The organism is Amycolatopsis sp. NPDC114504 (assembly GCF_055633595.1).
In genome coordinates this window covers 1,300,865-1,317,894 of record NZ_JBVKDU010000002.1, presented here as the reverse complement: position 1 = coordinate 1,317,894, position 17,030 = coordinate 1,300,865, and the positions used below count along the sequence as shown (strand labels likewise).

Below are 17,030 nucleotides of genomic sequence, written 5' to 3'. Positions count from 1 at the left end.
GATGCTGGAACTGGTGCTGCTCGGCGGGTTCGCCGCGTACAACATGGCGACCACGCACTCGGACGACCACACGTCGCAGCAGGGCGATCGCAAGATCGACTGCTACGACATCTGGCACCAGATCACCACCGGTCCCGGCACCGGCTCGATCCAGAACGGGCAGTCGGCGGCCGGCCGGCTGAAGGGCGCCTACTCGGACCGGCTCAGCACCATCGACACCCTGGCCAAGGAGATGGACGCGGCCTGGACCGGCGGCGGCTCGGAAGCGGCGCAGAACGCGGGCGCGCACCCGCTGCGGGTGTGGATGGAGGACTCGGGCACCAAGCTGACCGACTCCGACAAGTACCTGGGCGAGCAGAACAACGCGTTCACCACCGTGCACGCGCAGGTGCAGGAGGTCCCGAAGGACCCGCCGAAGAACAACCTGCTCAACGCGGTGACGCCGTGGACGACCGACACCGACCGGGCGATCCGCGACTACAACGCCAAGGGCCAGGCGAACGTCGACGCCTTCAACACCTACTACAAGTCGAGCAACGACAACGGCCAGAAGATGCCGACGTACTCCGCGCTCAAGGGGCAGCAGGAGAACATCGGCGTCGACAACGGCAAGGACGGCAAGAAGAAGCCGGGCGACGACGGCAACGGCAACGGGGACGGCGAGCGCGGAGGTGCTCCGGGCACCGGTCCCGGCGGCGTGAACATGCCCGGCCCGGGCGGCGTCCCGTCGTTCAACGGCCAGCCGCCGAACACCCCGGGCGGCACCTTCGACCCGTCGAAGGTGCCCGGCGGGAGCTTCGACCCGTCCAAGGTGCCGGGCTTCGATCCGTCGAAGGTCCCGAGCGGCAGCTACGACCCGTCGAAGATCCCGGGCGCGGGCAACTACACGCCGCCGAACTTCAGCGACGGCACCAGCGCGTCCGGCTTCTCGCCGTCGGACATGCCGGGGGTGCCGAGCTTCGGTCCGGGCAGCGCGCCGAACTTCTCCGGTGGCGGGGGCGGCGGCGGGTTCGGCCCCGGCGGATCGGCCGGGATCGGCGACCCGACGGCGGGCTTCGGCCCGGGCGGCGCGGGCTTCGGGCCCGGCGGCTCGACCGGGGCATCCCTGCCGGGCGGCGCCGGCGGGACGGGCGCCGGCCGGGGCGGCATGGGTGCCGGCGGCGCGATGGGCGCGGGCGGCGCGGCGGCCGGGCGCGGCGGTTCCACCGGGATGGGTGGGATGGGCGGCATGGGCCACGGCGCCAAGGGCCAGGGCGGCGGCGACGAGGAACGCACGTCGAAGTACCTGCTCGGCGACGACCCGAACGAAATCTTCGGCAGCGACGAGCTGACCGCACCGCCGGTCATCGGCGAGTAGCGCACGCGAGACCGCCGGGTGCGTGCCAAGATTGGGCGCGCCCGGCTTTTCCGGGTTCACCAAGCTGACTTCACTGGGGGAAGAGCGGTGCTGGACAGGCAGGTCACCATCACGACCGGCACCCTGGTCAACCTGATCCGGCGCCGCGGCGGCGAGCCGCACACCGTGCTGTCCGAGACGCCGACCTGGTACAGCGAAGAGGCCCAGCGCACCGAGGACGAGCGGGTCAACGCCGAACTCGCCAAGGCGGGGCTGTTCGGCCCGCGCGGCATGCACCCCGGGTTCGTCGCGACGGTCGAAGCCATCGCCCGGCCGCAACTGGAGTACTACGGGTGGATCGACGGCGGGTTCCAGGGCAAGCCGATCAGCTACCGGCTGCTCGGCGGCACCGCCGGCGGTGAGTCGTTCGTGCTGGCCAAGCACGAGGAGCTGGACGTCGTCGTGCTGGAGTCGACCCAGCCGCACGAGCTGCTCGACGGCTTCCTCGGCCAGATCCCGAAGCTCGCACCGGGGCGCGGGACACCGCTCGCCGTGCCGAAGAGCCAGATCGAGGGAACCGCCCGCGGCGACGAAGGCGGGTACGCGGTGCTCCGCAACGACCGCCCGGCCGAGGGCTCGCAGGAGGTCGAGGAGCTCCGGCGGATCCTGGCGTTGCGCCGAATGGGGAGCGGCAGCCTCTACGTCGCGGTCCGCAGCCGCAGCGGAGCCTGGCACCGCATCGAACGGCCGGTGAACTACATCGATACGTCGGAAGGCCGGTGGCTGACCGAGGAGGTTCCGGGGCGTGGGGAGAACCGGATCGCCTTCACCCCGGCCGACCAGCGCGTTCTCGCTGAACGGTTACGTAGCGCACAGGGCCGGCTCACCGCGGCCTGACCGTCGGCCGTTCAGCCCACCGGGTTACGGCTCTACCCTCCGTAATATTCATCCACAGGCCGCAGCGGCCAATGGGCTCCTGCTGGTCCACGACACGCCGAACAACGGATTTCGTGCGACACGCCGCACGAGTTTTCGGGAAGTTCTCCACACCTTGTTCACAGCCTCTGACCTGGGGATTCTTTGAAGCCGATCACGCTTGTCCCCAACTTGTCCACAGCTCTCGCGGCACCTGTGACTGGTTACCCCCATTCATCCACAGGTTGTCCACAGAAGGGTCCCCATCCGGAATTGCCTTCGGCCTTCCGGGGGATCTAGCGTGCCCGCTCGGGCCTGTACTCACGGTGGCGCCCGGCGTGCCTCCGAGAGTCGGGCGACGTTCTCGCCGATCATCGGGGGACGCGTCCGGAACAGTCAGGCACAGACCTGGCCGCGTGCTTCGAGAGCGAAGATCCGGCATACTCGAACTAGTGTTCGACACAATGAGGAGGTGTCCGGAGCGGTGGCGCTGACCGACGACCGCAGTCCGATGTACGCGGAGAACGACCCGGGTCCGAGCGACCCCGGCTCCGGCGGCGGGTTCGACCGCCAGCCACCGCAGGACATCACGGCCGAGCAGTCCGTGCTCGGCGGCATGCTGCTGTCGAAGGACGCGGTCGCCGACGTCATCGAGGCGCTCGGCCCCGACGACTTCTACCGCCCGGCGCACCAGGCGATCTACGACTGCATCCTCGACCTCTACGGCCGCGGCGAGCCGGCCGACCCGATCACCATCTCCGCGGAGCTGGAACGCCGGGGCGAGCTGGGCCGCATCGGCGGCGCGCCGTACCTGCACACGCTGATCGCGACGGTGCCGACCGCTGCGAACGCCGGCTTCTACGCCGAGATCGTCGCGGAGAAGGCGGTGCTGCGCCGGCTGGTCGAGGCGGGCACCCGGATCGTGCAGTACGGCTACGGCGCGGCCGCGGCCGACGGCGCGAACATCGACGAGGTCGTCGACCGCGCGCAGGCCGCGATCTACGACGTCACCGAGCGCCGGACCAGCGAGGACTACGTCGCGCTGGAAGAGCTGCTGCAGCCGACCATGGACGAGATCGACGCGATCGCCTCGCGCGGCGGCCAGTCCCAGGGCATCCCGACCGGGTTCACCGACTTCGACGAGCTGACCAACGGCCTGCACCCGGGGCAGATGATCATCGTCGCGGCCCGCCCCGGTGTCGGCAAGTCGACCCTGGGCCTGGACTTCGTCCGGTCGGCCTCCATCAAGCACGGGCTGACCAGCGTCATCTTCTCGCTGGAAATGAGCCGGACCGAGATCGTCATGCGCATGCTCTCGGCCGAGGCGAAGATCCGCCTCTCCGACATGCGCGGCGGCAAGATGTCCGACGACGACTGGACACGCCTGGCCCGCCGGATGAGCGAGGTGTCCGAAGCGCCGCTGTTCGTCGACGACTCGCCGAACATGACGATGATGGAGATCCGGGCGAAGGCGCGGCGGCTGAAGCAGCGCAACGACCTCAAGCTCGTCGTCCTCGACTACCTCCAGCTGATGACGTCCGGCAAGCGGGTCGAGTCGCGGCAGCAGGAAGTCTCGGAGTTCTCGCGGCAGATGAAGCTGCTGGCCAAGGAGATCGAGGTCCCGGTGATCGCGATCAGCCAGCTGAACCGTGGTCCCGAGCAGCGGACGGACAAGAAACCGATGCTGTCCGACCTGCGTGAGTCCGGCTCGCTGGAGCAGGACGCCGACCTCGTCATCCTGGTCAACCGCCCCGACGCGTGGGAGCGCGACGACCCGCGCGCGGGCGAGGCGGACCTGATCATCGCGAAGCACCGTGCCGGCCCGACCGCCACGATCGTCGTGGCCCACCAGCTGCACTACAGCCGTTTCGTGGACCTTTCCCACGACTAACCGAGGGCGCTGTACCCGCGGATGAACGCCGTGAGGAGCCGGCCGAAGTTCTCGCGGTCCTCGTCCGGCCAGTCCGCCATGACCTCGGCGAACACCGAGCGCCGGAAGGCGTGCAGCTCGTCGAGGTGCGCCTGGCCGGCTTCGGTCGGCACGAGCACGGCACGCCGTCCGTCGCGCTGATCGGCTTCGCGGCGGAGGAGTCCCTGCTCGACAGCGCGCGCCACGAGCCGGCTGGCGCGCGGCTGGTCGACGCCCATGGCCGTGCTCAAGGCCGTCACCGTGCTGGCTTCGCCGCGTTCGGCGAGCTCTTCGACGACGTCGAGCAGCTCGTGCACCGGGTCGTGTGCGCCCTGGCCGCGGGCTTTGCCAATCCGGCTCAGCGCGCGCCGCTGCTGGCTGCGGCGGATCGCGATCATCGCGCGCTCGACGTCGGCCACCGCGTCCGTCATGGTTGCCCCACCCTCCGAACTACATGTAAATTTACATGAAGTTGTTCATCGACATGTTCGGAGTCTTCATGAAACCCCTCGGCTGGTGGCTTCGCCACGTCCACGAGCTTCTCGAATCTTCCATGGCCAAGGCCCTCGACGCCGAGTCGCTGAGCCGCCGGCACTGGCAGGTACTCAACACGATCGCCCTCGGTGCCCGCACGCCGGAGGAGGTCGACTCGGCACTGGCGCCGTTCGTCGCCGCCGAGGGGTCGATGGTCACCAAGGTGGCCGACCTCCGGGCTCGCGGCTGGGTCACCGAAAGCGGCGAACTCACCGAAGCGGGACGCGAAGCGCACGCCCGCGTCGAGAAGCGTGTCGAAGCGTTCCGCACATCGGTGACCGACGGGATCAGCGACGACGACTACCGCACGACGGTCCGCACCCTGGAGCGATGCGCGGCCAACCTCGAAGGTCACTGAAGGAATATCCCGGAGAGCGCGGGCGTCAGGTATCCTAGTAGTTGAACTTTCAAGCACTGGAGCCGTCGATGACCCGCACCCCGGTCCTCTACCTCAGCCACGGAGCGCCGCCGCTCGCCGACGACACCACGTGGACCCGCCAGCTCGCCGCCTGGTCGGCCGACCTGCCGAAGCCCCGCGCGATCCTGGTCGTGTCGGCGCACTGGGAGGAGGCGCCGCTGACCATCGCGGCCACGACGACCGTGCCGCTCGTGTACGACTTCTGGGGCTTCCCCGAGCGCTACTACCAGGTGAAGTACGCCGCACCGGGAGCGCCGGAGCTGGCGGAGAAGGTGCGGAAGCTGCTCCGCTCGACCGACACACCGGTGCACGACGCGCCGGAACGCGGCCTCGACCACGGCGCATACGTGCCGCTCGTCGAGATGTACCCGGACGCCGACGTCCCGGTGCTGCAGGTCTCGATGCCCTCGCTGGACCCGCAGGAGCTGTTCGACCTCGGCCGCAAGCTCGCGCCGCTGCGCGACGAAGGCGTGCTCATCATCGGCAGCGGCTTCTTCACCCACAACCTGAGCGGCATGGCCCGCGCCACCGACGGGACACCGCCCGCGTGGTCGGCCGAGTTCGACCACTGGGGCGACGAGGTGGTGCGCGGTGGCGACGTCGACGCGTTGCTCGACTTCCGGCACAAGGCGCCGGCGGCGGCACTCGCGCACCCGCGGATCGAGCACTTCGCGCCGCTGTTCGTCTCCCTCGGCGCGACCGCGGAGGAGAAGTCCGGCCGCACGGTCATCGACGGGTTCTGGCACGGCCTGGCGAAGCGGTCGCTGCAGTTCTCCTGACCTTCCCGCGAACGCGAACGAGCCCCAAGGGCCGGATTCGGCTCTTGGGGCTCGTCCTCTCCAGGGAAGGAGAGCTTTCTTCGCTCGTCAGGCACTCCGTGCGAGGAGACCTCGCGGCGCGGTGGAATGCCTGGCGGAGTGGGAGGGCCGGGCGAGTTCTGGCTGAACCCGCCCGGCTTTCACCGAACTACTTGCGCTTGACCAGACCCAGCAGCTTCGCGAGGAAGCCGGTGGAGTCGAGGCCCGACATCGCCGGGACCTGCGCGGCCGGGGCCGCGCTGTCCAGCACCGGCAGCTTCGCGTTCACCGGCAGGGCCGGGGCGGCGGGCAGCGCGGCCGGGGCGGCCGGCAGCGCCGGGGTCACCGGGAGGGCGACCGGCAGCGTCGGGACGCCGCCACCCAGGGCGGGCAGCGCCGGCAGCGCGACGGGCAGGCCACCGGTCGGCAGGTCGGCACGCTCGGTGCCACCCAGCGCCGGGAGGGTCGGCAGCAGGCCGCCGCTCAGGGCCGGGATGTGCACCGGCAGGCCACCGGTCGGCAGGTCGGCACGCTCGCCGCCACCGGCCAGGGAACCGCCCAGGCCCGAAAGCCCGTTCAGGCCCGGCAGGCCACCCGCGGTCGGCAGGTGGGGCAGCCCGGCCATCGGGCTCACCGGCACGTCGGCGCGCTGCGCCGGAACGGCCATCGGCAGCGCGGACAGGCCATCGGTGGGCAGCCCCGCCGTCGGCAGGCCACTGGCCAGCCCGGTCAGCGAGGGCAGCTCGCCGGCACCCAGCTCCGAACCTTCGACCGGGTTCGAGATCGCGTCGGCCGCCACGTCGGTGGCTTCCCCGTTGATGCTCGTCATGTCGGTCGCGTCCGCGGTCGCGACACCCAGCAGCTCGAGGGGCACCCCGAAGATCTGCACCGGCGCCACGATGTCGTGGTAGAAGTTGTACCCCGACAGGCTCGACCCGTCACCCTCGGTGACCGGCTCGCCGCCGTTCTGCGTGGTCAGCGTGTTGTCGCCGACAGCGTGCGCGACGCCGCCCACGGTCACCGCGTCGCCGAACAGCTGCGCGATCGCCGTGGCCGGGATGTCGAGGATGTTGCCGGAGATGGCGCCCTCGACACCCGAGGTGGTGTCGTCGCCCGCGTTCTGCACGGACGTCGTGTTGATCCCGGTGCCGCTGGCGACACCCGCCGCGCTGACGGCGTCGCCGAAGACCTGCGCGACCGGAAGCGCGTCCGCGCCGATGATGTTGCCCGCCACGCTGCCGCGGTCACCGTTGGTGGTGGCGTCGCCACCGGCCTGCGACGTGGTGTCGCTCGTGCCCAGGCCGTGGCCCAGGGCCGCACCCGCGACGCCGTCGCTGAACAGCTGCGCGGCACCCGCGACCGGGGCCTTCACGATGTTGCCGGCCAGCGCACCGTCCTGCCCGTCGGTGAGGGCGTCGCCGCCCGCCGAGGAGTCGGTGATGTTGTCGTTCTCACCGGTGCCGATGCCCGCGAGGGCGGCACCGCTGCCGGCGGCCAGCACCGGCAGGGAGACCGGGGCCTCGATGATGTTGCCGGCGCCGGCGCCCGCGGGGCCGTTCGCCGTGACGTCGCCGCCCGCGTTGGACGTCGTGTCGGTCGAGCCCTTGCCGTGGCCCTGGCCGACGAACGCGCCGCCGATGTTGGCGACCTGCACCGGCAGCGAAGCCGGCACGGTGCCCAGGTTCGAGCTCAGGAAGCCGTTGTCGTCGTGGGTGCTGCCACCGCCGCCGCCGGAGACGACCTTGGTCTCGTCGGCCGAGCCGGAGCCCTGGCCGATGAACGAGCCGCCCACGCCGAAGACCTCGGCGGGGAGACCGACCGGCACCTGGACGACGTTGCCCGAGCCGGACGAGTCGTTGCCCTGCGTGCCGTCGTAGTTCCCGGCGGTGACCGTCTTGTCCTCGGTCGCGGTACCGGAGGCGTTGCCGATGTGGCTGCCGCCGATGCCGAAGACCTCGGGCGCGCCCGCGGTCTGGGTGTTGACGATGTTGCCACCGAGGACGGAGTCGTTGCCCTTGGTGTAGCTGCCGTCGCCCGCGTTGGCGTCGGTGGTGTTGTCGTGCGCGGCGTTGGCCTGGCCGATGTAGGTGCCACCGATGCCGAAGGCCTCGACCGGCAGCGCGACCGACGGGTTCAGGACGTTGCCCGACCCGCTCGCGTTGTCACCGGCGGTCTTGACGAAGCCGCCCGAGTCGACCGTGCTGGAGGAGCTGCCGGTCTCGGGGATGCCCGCCGAGGCGTTGCCGATCCACGAGCCCGCGACACCCGCGACGTTCGCGATCGGGGACAGCGAGGCCGCCCCGCCGTTGCCGGACAGGAACGAGTCGTTGCCGCTCGTCTCGAGGTAGGTCGGGATGCCGAGGCTGCCCTCGCGCGTGTCCCCGGCCGTGGCGTCGGCGGAGGTGTTGCAGCCGTCCGAGTTCGACAGCGAGCCCCACACGGCGCCCGAGTTGCAGTTGAACTTGACCGGCAGGGCGATCGGCGCGCCGACCACGTTGCCCGATCCGGCGCTCTGGTCGCCGGAGCTGAGCAGCGAGCCGCCCGAGGTCGCGACGGTGTCGGCCGAGTAGCCGTGGCTCTGCCCGTTGCCGAGCAGGTACGACGCGGCGTTGCCGGTCACCTGCACCGGGGTGGCGAGCTGGCCCGCGACCACGTTGCCGGAGAGGGACGAGCCGTCGCCGTTGGTGTCGACGTTCCCGGTCTCGGTGGTGCTCTGGCTGGCCGACCCACCGGTCACCCGGCCGGTGCCGCCCGCGACGCCGCCGCCGTTGCCGGCGATCTGCACGGGGAGCGCCCAGTCGAGGGCGACCGCGTTGCCCGCGAGGCTGGAGTCCTGGCCCGTGGTCGCGATGTCCTGGTTGTGGTCCCAGGTCTGCGAGTGGTCGCCGCCCTCGACGTTCGCGTCGCCGATCACGCCGACCGCGTTGTCCACGATCTGGATCGGGACGACGACGTCGCCGGTGACCTTGTTGCCCTTGAGGTTGTTGTGCCCCGGGGTGAAGGCGCCCGCGCCGTCGGCCTTGGTGGCACCGCCGAGGGTGCTCTGGCTGATCGGGCTGGCCTCGTCGAGCTGCTTGGCAGCCTCGTTCGCCGCGTTGGTGACCGGCTTGGTGCTCAGCTCCGTCTGCCCGGCGGGCAGGTCCAGCTGGCCGAAGGGAGTGCCGACCGCGTTGTTGGCTTCCTGGATGGGAGCCGTCACGTTCAGGTCGAGCGGGGACGCCGGGGCGTCCGGGTTGACGTTCTCGTCGGCCGAAGCGATGCCGGTGCCCAGCATCAGCAGTCCACCGGTGACAAGTGCGGTCTGGAGTCCGCGCTTTGCCCACGTCTGCATGGGGTGTTTCTCCTTTATTTCGGGTTCCCTTGCGGGCTTATGGGGGTGCGCTGATACGCACCGAGGGGGGATGGAACTTCTGCGGGCGCGAAAAAGCGCACCGCCGTGTCACGGGAATTCCGCGGACGCAGAGCCGTCAGATGAAGACGGACTTGGGCGCGTCAGCGACCCGTGAAGGGAGGTGTTCAGTCAGGAGTGACACCGGGCTGCGTGCCCGGGGTGCGCGGCGTGTGCCGCAGGCCGCCGCGGTAAGCACTGGCGGCGGCATCGCTGACGGCAGCGGAGACCCACGAGGGGACGCCGAAGTTCAAGCCGTCGAGGTGGCCACCGGGGGCAGAGCTGCCACCCGGGGCGGTGGGAACAGACGGCGCAACCGGAAGCTGCGCCGGAACCAGCGTCGACGGCAGATCGCGGTGCCCGTCGCGGGACTCGCCCGCGGCACCCATGCCGTCAACGTGCTGGACACCCGTCGGCATCGCGAGCATGGCTCGCAGCGCGGCGGGGAGCTCGACGGTCGAGACGGCGACCGTGTCCGTGGTCTGGCCGAGGCCCGTGGTCACCGGCTCCTGCTCGACCGGGGCGAGCCCCGGGAGCGAAACCAGGTCGCCGTGGGCGGCCGGGTCGAGCAGCTGCCACACGTCGTGGGCCGGCTCGGGGGTGATGGTCTGCTCGAGGACCTGGCGGGTGTCCTGCGGCTTGCGGACGATGTGCTCGACCGCGCCGAGGGTGCGGTGCGCCGGGCTCACGACGGCGTCGTCGGCGAGGTCCGAAACCGAGTCGCTGACGCGGTCGGAGACCTCGTGGCCGAGGGTGCGGGCGCACGGCTCGCTCCACGCCGTGACGTCCTGGTGGCAGCTCGACTCGGAGACGTCGCTGGCCGCGCTCGCCGCGCCGCTGTTGACGTCGCCGAGGCTGCCGGCCGCGGCTTCGGTGATCGGGGCGGTGCCGACGTCGACGGTGTCGGCGGAAGCGGTCGCACCGGAGACGAGCCACGCGGCGGCCGTGCCGGCCACCGCGCCACCGAGCACGAGGAGCGCACGCGACACGAGACGGCCGGCGCGCTTGGCACCCTGCCCCTCGTTCGTCGCGGTGTTCGCCACTCGTCGTCTCCTCGTGCTGAGTTCGTGATCGATCGGCAACATTGCGTTGCGGAAGCGACCTAACCAAACCCGGGACGCGCCGCGCACCTTTGACGCGACTTGATGCCCCCATCGTGTGAACGACACACTGTGTAGCCCGGTCTGACGGCGGGTGATCACGCCTGGCAGTGATCGGTGTCGGACGCGACGGCGCGAATGCGGCCGAATCGGACGGTCCAGCCAGTACGGTGTGGCGGTGAGCCACGCGCGACGCGAAGACCCGTTCCTGCCGGAGCACGAGGACATCACGGGACTGATCCCCCGCGGGCTGCGCATCAGCGCGGCGCTCGCGTGGCGGTTCATCGTGGTGATCGCCGCGCTGTACGCCGTGGTGTGGGTGATCGGCTACCTGTCCGTCGTCATCATCCCGCTGTCCATCGCGCTGCTGCTGTCCGCGCTGCTCGCGCCGGCGGTGCAGAAGCTGGTGGCGGTGAAGTTCCCGCGCGGGCTGGCGACGGCGATCGTGCTGATCGCCGGGCTGGCGGTGCTGGGCGGCCTGCTGACGTTCGTCATCACCCAGTTCTCCTCCGGCCTGCCGCAGCTGCAGAAGCAGCTCAACGACAGCCTCAACCAGATCAAGGAGTGGCTGCTCAACGGCCCGCCGCACCTGCGCCAGGAACAGATCCAGGACTTCATCAACCAGGCGATCGGGTTCATCCAGAACAACCAGGCGTCCATCACGACGACCGCGCTGACGACGGCGAGCACCGTCGGCGAGATCCTCACCGGCTTCCTGCTGACGCTGTTCATCACGATCTTCTTCCTCAGCGGCGGCGAAGGCATCTGGACGTTCCTGGTCCGCGCCGTGCCGAACCGGGTCCGCAACCGCGTGGACGTCGCCGGGCGGCGCGGGTTCGCGTCGCTGGTCAGCTACGTGCGGGCGACCGCCGCGGTGGCCGTGGTCGACGCCGTCGGCATCGGCATCGGGCTGTGGATCATGGGCGTGCCGCTGGTGATCCCGCTGGCGACACTGGTGTTCATCGGCGCGTTCATCCCGATCATCGGCGCCGTCATCACCGGCGGCGTCGCCGTCCTGGTCGCCCTCGTGACGAACGGCTTCATCGGCGCGGTGATCGTGCTGGCCATCGTGATCGGCGTGATGCAGCTGGAAAGCCACGTCCTGCAGCCGCTGCTGCTGGGCCGCGCGGTGAAGCTGCACCCGCTCGCCGTGGTCCTGGCCATCACCGCCGGCCTGGTCACGGGCGGGATCCCCGGCGCGCTGCTGGCCGTGCCGCTGCTGGCCGTGCTGAACGCCGGCGTCCGGTCGCTGCTGCACGAGACCAACCCGGACCCGGCCGAGGTGAACGTCCTGAAGGACCAGGCCGCGCAGCCGAACGACGCCAAACCCGGGTCGTCGAAGGCCGAAATCGCGACGGTCGCCGAGGCCAAAGCCGACGCTTCGACGGCCGAGCCGCCGAAGCGCGACGGCAAGTGACCGTCCGGCGGTCACTGGACCCGATCACGCCGATGTGGCGCGGCGTGCTCGCGTTCCGCGTGCTCACCTGGGCGTTCGCCTTCGGCACGGTGATCGTCCAGAGCGGGCACTACCAGCGCGAGTGGCTGGCCTGGACGATCCTCGGCGTGATGGCCGCGTGGTCGGTCGTCAGCAGCTTCCTCTACTTGCGTGAGCGCACGCGGCCGCCGGCGCTCGTCGTCTTCGACCTCGTGCTCACGACCGCGCTGCTGCTGACCTCGCCGTGGGTGCTCAGCGACGCGCAGTTCGCCTTGAACGTCCCGCTCATCACGACGGTGTGGGCGGCCGTGCCCGCGGTCGCCGCCGGTGCGCGGTTCGGCGCGGTCGGCGGGGCGCTGGCCGGGCTGGTCCTCGGCGTGGCGACCGGGCTGGCGCGGGAGAAGTTCGACCTCGACGTCGCCCGCGACGGCGTCCTGCTCGCCGCCGCCGGGCTGCTGGTCGGCATGGCCGCGACGATGGGCAGGCGGTCCGCGGCCCGGCTGGAGCAGGCACTGCGGAAGGAAGCGGCGACGGCCGAGCGGGAGCGGCTGGCCCGGTCGATCCACGACAGCGTGCTGCAGGTGCTGGCCCGGGTCCGCAAGCGCGGCAACGAGGTCGGCGGCGAAGCGGCCGAGCTGGCGAAGCTGGCCGGCGAGCAGGAGATCGCGCTGCGGTCGCTGGTGACGACCGAACCGGCGGCGCCCAACGACAGCGGCACGGCGAGCCTGCGCGCCGCACTGCAGCTGCTCGCGACGTCGTCGGTGCAGGTCTCGACGCCGGCGGACGACGTCGAGCTGCCCGCCCACGTCACCGATGAGCTCGTCGCGATAGCCCGCGAAGCGCTCTCGAACGTGGAGAAGCACGCGGGCCCCCAGGCGCAGGCCTGGGTGTTGCTGGAAGACCTCGGCGGCGAAGTCGTCGTCAGCATCCGCGACGACGGACCGGGCATTCCGGACGGAGTTCTCGAGCGAGCGGCCGCGGACGGGCACCTCGGTGTGGTGGAATCCATCCGGGGGAGGGTGCGCGACCTCGGCGGGAGCGCGACCCTCGACACCGGGCCCGGCCGGGGCACCGAGTGGGAGGTCAAGGTGCCGAGCACGAGGGGTGCGAAGTGAGCGACGAGCGGATCTCGGTGATGGTGGTCGACGACCACCCGATGTGGCGCGACGGGGTGGCCCGCGACCTGACCGAGCACGGCTTCGACGTGCGGGCGACCGCCCCGGACGCCGCCGCGGCGCTGCGGATCGCGAAGACCGTGCTGCCGGACGTCGTGCTGATGGACCTCAACCTCGGCACGACCTCGGGTGTGGACGCCACCCGCGAGATCACCTCGGCGCTGCCGTCGACGAAGGTGCTGGTGCTGTCCGCGAGCGGCGAGCACAAGGACGTCCTGGAGGCGGTGAAGGCCGGCGCGTCCGGCTACCTGGTGAAGTCGGCGTCGGCGGCGGAGCTGGTGGACGCGGTGCACCGGACCGCGGCCGGCGACCCGGTGTTCACCGCGGGACTGGCCGGGCTGGTGCTCGGGGAGTACCGGCGGATGGCCGACGCGCCGGCCGAAGGCGCCGAGCCACCGCGCCTGACCGAACGTGAGACGGACGTCCTGCGCCTGGTCGCGAAGGGGCTCACCGCGCGGCAGATCGCCGAACGCCTGGTGCTCTCGCACCGCACGGTCGAGAACCACGTGCAGTCGACGCTGCGGAAGCTCCAGCTGCACAACCGCGTCGAGCTGGCCCGGTACGCGATCGAACACGGCCTCGACGAGGAGTAGCCGCTACGGCAGCACGGCGAACCCCGACCAGACGCTCGTCGGGAGCGCCGCCTTGCCCAGCCGCCACCGGGGTTCGCCGGGGTGCCACGCGGCGAGGACGCCGTCGGCGAGCACGAGGTCACCGGCCTCGGACCAGTCGAAACCGCCACCGCGCTTCAGGTGCTCGGTGATGAACGGCATCGCGGCGGCGTGTTCCCAGCTCGGCCCGTCCGGGCGCAGCAACCAGAGGTCACGGGTCTGCGTGCTGGTGCCGCGGTAGGCGGGGTTGGCGAAGTCGACGGCCCAGACCCCGCCATCGCGGGAAGGGACGACGGTCGGCGTCCGCGCGATCACCGGCCGGCTGAGCTGCTTGCGGCTGTTGTCCCGCAGGTCGACCAGGGTGAGGTCGGTCAGGCCGTCGAGGAGCATCCAGTCACCGCCGATGCCGAGGATGCGGGGCGCCTGCTGGACCGTGCGGCCGGTCTCCGGGTCGATCAGCGCGTCCGTCGATTCGGCGGCGCCGGAGTCGATGGTGATCAGCAGGCCGTGCGGCGTCCCGGCGCGGACCTCGGTGCGGCAGCTGGCGGGCTGGCCGTGGCCGAGCTCGCCGCCGGAGAGCGAGACGCGCTGCAGCCGGCACGCGTCGGGCGCGTCCGGCCGGATGACCCACACGCTCTCGCCGTCGACGGCCGGCGCCACCGACCAGGCGTGGCCGAGCGACCGCGGCGGGCTCGCGGGACCGGTGTAGACGAAGGCCTCCAGCGGGTCGGTCGTGCCGGTCGGATAGGCGATCAGGACGGCGGACTTCCCGACCCGCAGGACGCTCATCCCGGTGTCGCCCCCGGGGTAGCCGGGCGGCGTGCCGACCGGGCCGCGGTCGGCGTCGAACAGGGTCGGGCCGGTGGTGGGGAGCAGGGCCGTGATGCCGATGCCGCCGGTCGCCGGCACACCGGCGAGCCCCTCGGGCAGCGTCGGCGGGGCGGTCGGCGTCGTGCTCGTGGCCGGTGGCGGCGGTGCGGGCGCTTCGGCGGTGCACGCGGCCAGCAGAACCAAGGCCGCGCAGACGGCGGCGCCGCGAACTACGGGTCCGTTCAGGGTTTTCCCCCGATCTCCCTGGTGAAATCCGGTTCTACCATCATGGACATGGGCGAGGAAGAGACCGCGGCGGCGGAACCGATGACCGAAACCAAGCCGTTGGGCGAACGCGATCTTCGGGTGTCGGACGACGAGCGCGAGCACGTCATCGGGGTGCTGCAGAAGGCCATCGGCCGCGGGATGATCGACCTCGACGAGTTCACCGAGCGCACCGACCGCGCGCTCGCGTCCCGGACCCGCGGCGAGCTGAACGCCGTGCTGGCCGACCTCGCCGGGCTCTACCACCCGGCGGCCGCGGTCGCTGCCGCGCCGGCGTACGCGCCTCCGCCGGTGGGCTACACCGGCAGCTATTCGCCCGGACGGCGCTTCGAGCTGAACGCGAAGTACTCGTCGCTGGTCCGCAGCGGACCGTGGGTGGTGCCGCCCGAGATGGTCGTGCGGAACAAGTACGGCTCGACGAAGCTCGACTTCACCGAGGCCCAGGTCCAGTCGCCGGTGGTGCACATCGAACTGGACGCCAAGTGGGGCTCGGTCGAGGTGATCATCCCGGAGCACGCGGCGGTCGACGTCAACTCGATCACCGACGTCAAGTTCGGCTCGCTGGAGGACAAGACGCGCAGCAACGGGCACGCGGGGAACCCGCGCTTCGTGCTGAGCGGCCGGGTCCACGGCGGTTCGCTGGTCATCCGGCACCCGCGGCGCGGGTTGTTCGGCTAGCCGGGGCCCCTCTGCCCCCGGCGTCAAGAAGGCCTCCCCACCCAGGCATCGGGTGGGGAGGCCTTCGCGCTGTTCAGGCGGCCCGCAGATTCCTCGCGACGAAGCCCACGAGGACGGCGAACGCGACGGCGGCGAGTGCGGCGACGACGTGCAGCCCGCTGGGCAGACCGTGCGCGCGGACGACGGCGTTGCCCAGGGTCCCGACGGTCGCGATGCCGAAGGCGTAGCCGAACTCGTTGACGGTCTGGGCCAGCGACGCGGCGGCGCCCGCCTTGCGCTGCGGAACCGAGCCGATGACGAGATCCGTGCCGAGCGCGACCATCGGCCCGACGCCCAGCGACGTCACGGCGAACCCGAGCGCGGGCCACACCGGCCCGGCGGCGGGGTCGACGAGGGCGAGGATCGCCATGCCGGCCGCGGCGAGGGCGACCCCGCCGGCGATCAGGACGTTCGGCTTCACCCGGCGCGCGAGGTGAGGCGCGGCGAGGAAGCTGACGGTGGAGGCGGCCATCCCGGGCAGCAGTCCCAGCGCGGCCCCGACCGGCGAGAGGTGCTGCGCGACCTGCAGGAACTGCGCGGTGAACAGCATCGTGGTGCCGCCGAGCATGCTGAACAGGAGCATCCCGCCGAGCGTGGTTCGGAAGGCCTTCGCGGCGAAGAGGCTGAAGTCGACCAGGGGGTCTCGCAGGGCGCGTTGCCGCTTGTAGAAGACGTACCCGACGGCCAGGCCGGCGACCAGCGCCGCCAGCGGGACCGGGTGGACGCCGTCGCGAGCCAGTTCCTTGACGCCGTAGACGGCGGGCAGGATCGCGGCGAGCGAGAGGCCGACGCTGGGCAGGTCGAGGCGGCCGGCTTGCTCATCGCGGTATTCGGGCAGCAGCTTCGGGCCGATGACGAGCAGCAGGACCATGGCGGGGACGCCGAGCAGGAAGACCGAGCCCCACCAGAAGTGCTCGAGCAGGACACCGCCGACCATCGGGCCGATGATGGCGCCGACGGTGAAGCAGCCGGCCCAGATCCCGATGGCCTGGGAGCGCTGCTGCGGGTTCTTGAAGAGGGTCCCGATGAGGGAGAGGGTCGACGGACCGAGCGTCGCCCCGGCGATCCCGAGCACGGCCCGCGCGGCGATGAGCATGCCGGGCGTCGTGGCGAAGGCGGCTCCGACGGACGCGATGCCGAAGGCGGCGGCCCCGATGAGCAGCAGCTTCCGGCGCCCGATCCGGTCGCCGAGTGTCCCCATGGTGACCATGAACCCGGCGACCATGAAGCCGTAGGTGTCCATGATCCACAGCTGTTCGGTGCCATCGGCGTGCAGCCCGGCGGCGAGTTTCGGCAGCGCGAGGACGAGGACGAAGACGTCGAGTGAGACGAGCAGGGTGGGCAGGGCCAGCACGGCCAGGCCGATCCACTCCCGGCGCCCGGCCCTCGCCGTCTCGGCCGGGGCTCCGACCGGCGCTTCAGCGGTGGTGGTCATGGCTGGTTCCTCTCGGCTCGGTGGTGCTTCCACCACTGCGTCGAGCGGGCCCCGCCGAAATCGACAGCCGGCCGGGATCTTCCGGCGGAAAGCCGTGAAGGCCGCCTGTGAGAAGGCGGCCTTCACGGCTTCAGGTCAGGTTGTCCACACCCCTCGTGCATCGGG

At 71.4% G+C, this 17,030-nt stretch carries 14 protein-coding genes; 9 read left to right on the top strand and 5 right to left on the bottom strand.

Annotation, left to right across the window (positions count from 1 at the left end; all coding sequences use genetic code 11):
• Position 1 precedes the first annotated feature (1 nt).
• From ACZ7PG_RS18170 to dnaB, 3 genes are all read left to right on the top strand, one after another.
• A complete protein-coding gene (locus ACZ7PG_RS18170) occupies positions 2-1,357 on the top strand; it encodes a hypothetical protein (RefSeq protein WP_470240181.1) in 1,356 nt (451 codons plus the stop codon).
• A gap of 87 nt (positions 1,358-1,444) precedes the next feature.
• Positions 1,445-2,233, top strand: a complete 789-nt coding sequence (locus ACZ7PG_RS18165; protein WP_470240180.1) for an ESX secretion-associated protein EspG — start codon at positions 1,445-1,447, stop codon at positions 2,231-2,233.
• A 502-nt stretch (positions 2,234-2,735) separates the two neighbouring features.
• A complete protein-coding gene (gene dnaB, locus ACZ7PG_RS18160) occupies positions 2,736-4,142 on the top strand; it encodes a replicative DNA helicase (protein WP_470240791.1) in 1,407 nt (468 codons plus the stop codon).
• Here dnaB and ACZ7PG_RS18155 read toward each other — a convergent pair.
• Positions 4,139-4,591 carry a MarR family winged helix-turn-helix transcriptional regulator gene (locus ACZ7PG_RS18155; RefSeq protein WP_470240179.1) on the bottom strand — a complete coding sequence of 151 codons (453 nt, stop codon included), beginning with the start codon at positions 4,589-4,591 and terminating at the stop codon, positions 4,139-4,141. The genes dnaB and ACZ7PG_RS18155 overlap by 4 nt on opposite strands.
• Before the next feature lie 68 nt (positions 4,592-4,659).
• On the opposite strand from ACZ7PG_RS18155, the gene ACZ7PG_RS18150 reads away from it, so the two are divergent.
• Positions 4,660-5,052 (top strand): MarR family winged helix-turn-helix transcriptional regulator, encoded by a 393-nt coding sequence (locus ACZ7PG_RS18150; protein ID WP_470240790.1) that lies wholly within the window; start codon positions 4,660-4,662, stop codon positions 5,050-5,052.
• 68 nt (positions 5,053-5,120) lie between these two features.
• Complete coding sequence (locus ACZ7PG_RS18145; protein WP_086675409.1) at positions 5,121-5,891, top strand: dioxygenase family protein; 771 nt, start codon at positions 5,121-5,123, stop codon at positions 5,889-5,891.
• A gap of 187 nt (positions 5,892-6,078) precedes the next feature.
• Here the strand turns inward: ACZ7PG_RS18145 and ACZ7PG_RS18140 are convergent, their stop codons facing one another.
• Both ACZ7PG_RS18140 and ACZ7PG_RS18135 read right to left on the bottom strand, forming a co-directional pair.
• The gene (locus ACZ7PG_RS18140; RefSeq protein ID WP_470240178.1) at positions 6,079-9,240 is read right to left on the bottom strand and encodes a beta strand repeat-containing protein; all 3,162 of its coding nucleotides are present in this window, start codon (positions 9,238-9,240) and stop codon (positions 6,079-6,081) included.
• A 185-nt stretch (positions 9,241-9,425) separates the two neighbouring features.
• Positions 9,426-10,340 carry a hypothetical protein gene (locus tag ACZ7PG_RS18135; protein WP_470240177.1) on the bottom strand — a complete coding sequence of 305 codons (915 nt, stop codon included), beginning with the start codon at positions 10,338-10,340 and terminating at the stop codon, positions 9,426-9,428.
• A gap of 235 nt (positions 10,341-10,575) precedes the next feature.
• Here ACZ7PG_RS18135 and ACZ7PG_RS18130 point away from each other — a divergent pair, with 235 nt between their 5' ends.
• Genes ACZ7PG_RS18130 through ACZ7PG_RS18120 form a run of 3 tightly spaced genes read left to right on the top strand, consistent with a single transcriptional unit; the run spans position 10,576 to position 13,600 of the window.
• Entirely contained in the window at positions 10,576-11,814 is a 1,239-nt protein-coding gene (locus ACZ7PG_RS18130; RefSeq protein ID WP_470240176.1) for an AI-2E family transporter, read from the top strand.
• Positions 11,811-12,947: a MacS family sensor histidine kinase gene (macS, locus tag ACZ7PG_RS18125; RefSeq protein ID WP_470240175.1), complete on the top strand. Its 1,137-nt coding sequence runs from the start codon at positions 11,811-11,813 to the stop codon at positions 12,945-12,947. The genes ACZ7PG_RS18130 and macS overlap by 4 nt, the downstream gene beginning before the upstream one ends.
• Positions 12,948-12,967: 20 nt before the next feature.
• Positions 12,968-13,600 (top strand): response regulator, encoded by a 633-nt coding sequence (locus ACZ7PG_RS18120; RefSeq protein WP_470240789.1) that lies wholly within the window; start codon positions 12,968-12,970, stop codon positions 13,598-13,600.
• Between the two features lie 3 nt (positions 13,601-13,603).
• On the opposite strand, the gene ACZ7PG_RS18115 is transcribed toward ACZ7PG_RS18120, so the two are convergent.
• Complete coding sequence (locus tag ACZ7PG_RS18115) at positions 13,604-14,632, bottom strand: hypothetical protein (protein WP_470240174.1); 1,029 nt, start codon at positions 14,630-14,632, stop codon at positions 13,604-13,606.
• A gap of 90 nt (positions 14,633-14,722) precedes the next feature.
• Here ACZ7PG_RS18115 and ACZ7PG_RS18110 point away from each other — a divergent pair, with 90 nt between their 5' ends.
• Complete coding sequence (locus ACZ7PG_RS18110) at positions 14,723-15,391, top strand: DUF1707 SHOCT-like domain-containing protein (RefSeq protein ID WP_470240173.1); 669 nt, start codon at positions 14,723-14,725, stop codon at positions 15,389-15,391.
• 73 nt (positions 15,392-15,464) lie between these two features.
• Here ACZ7PG_RS18110 and ACZ7PG_RS18105 read toward each other — a convergent pair whose 3' ends face one another.
• Positions 15,465-16,865 carry an MFS transporter gene (locus tag ACZ7PG_RS18105; protein WP_470240172.1) on the bottom strand — a complete coding sequence of 467 codons (1,401 nt, stop codon included), beginning with the start codon at positions 16,863-16,865 and terminating at the stop codon, positions 15,465-15,467.
• Positions 16,866-17,030: the final 165 nt, after the last annotated feature.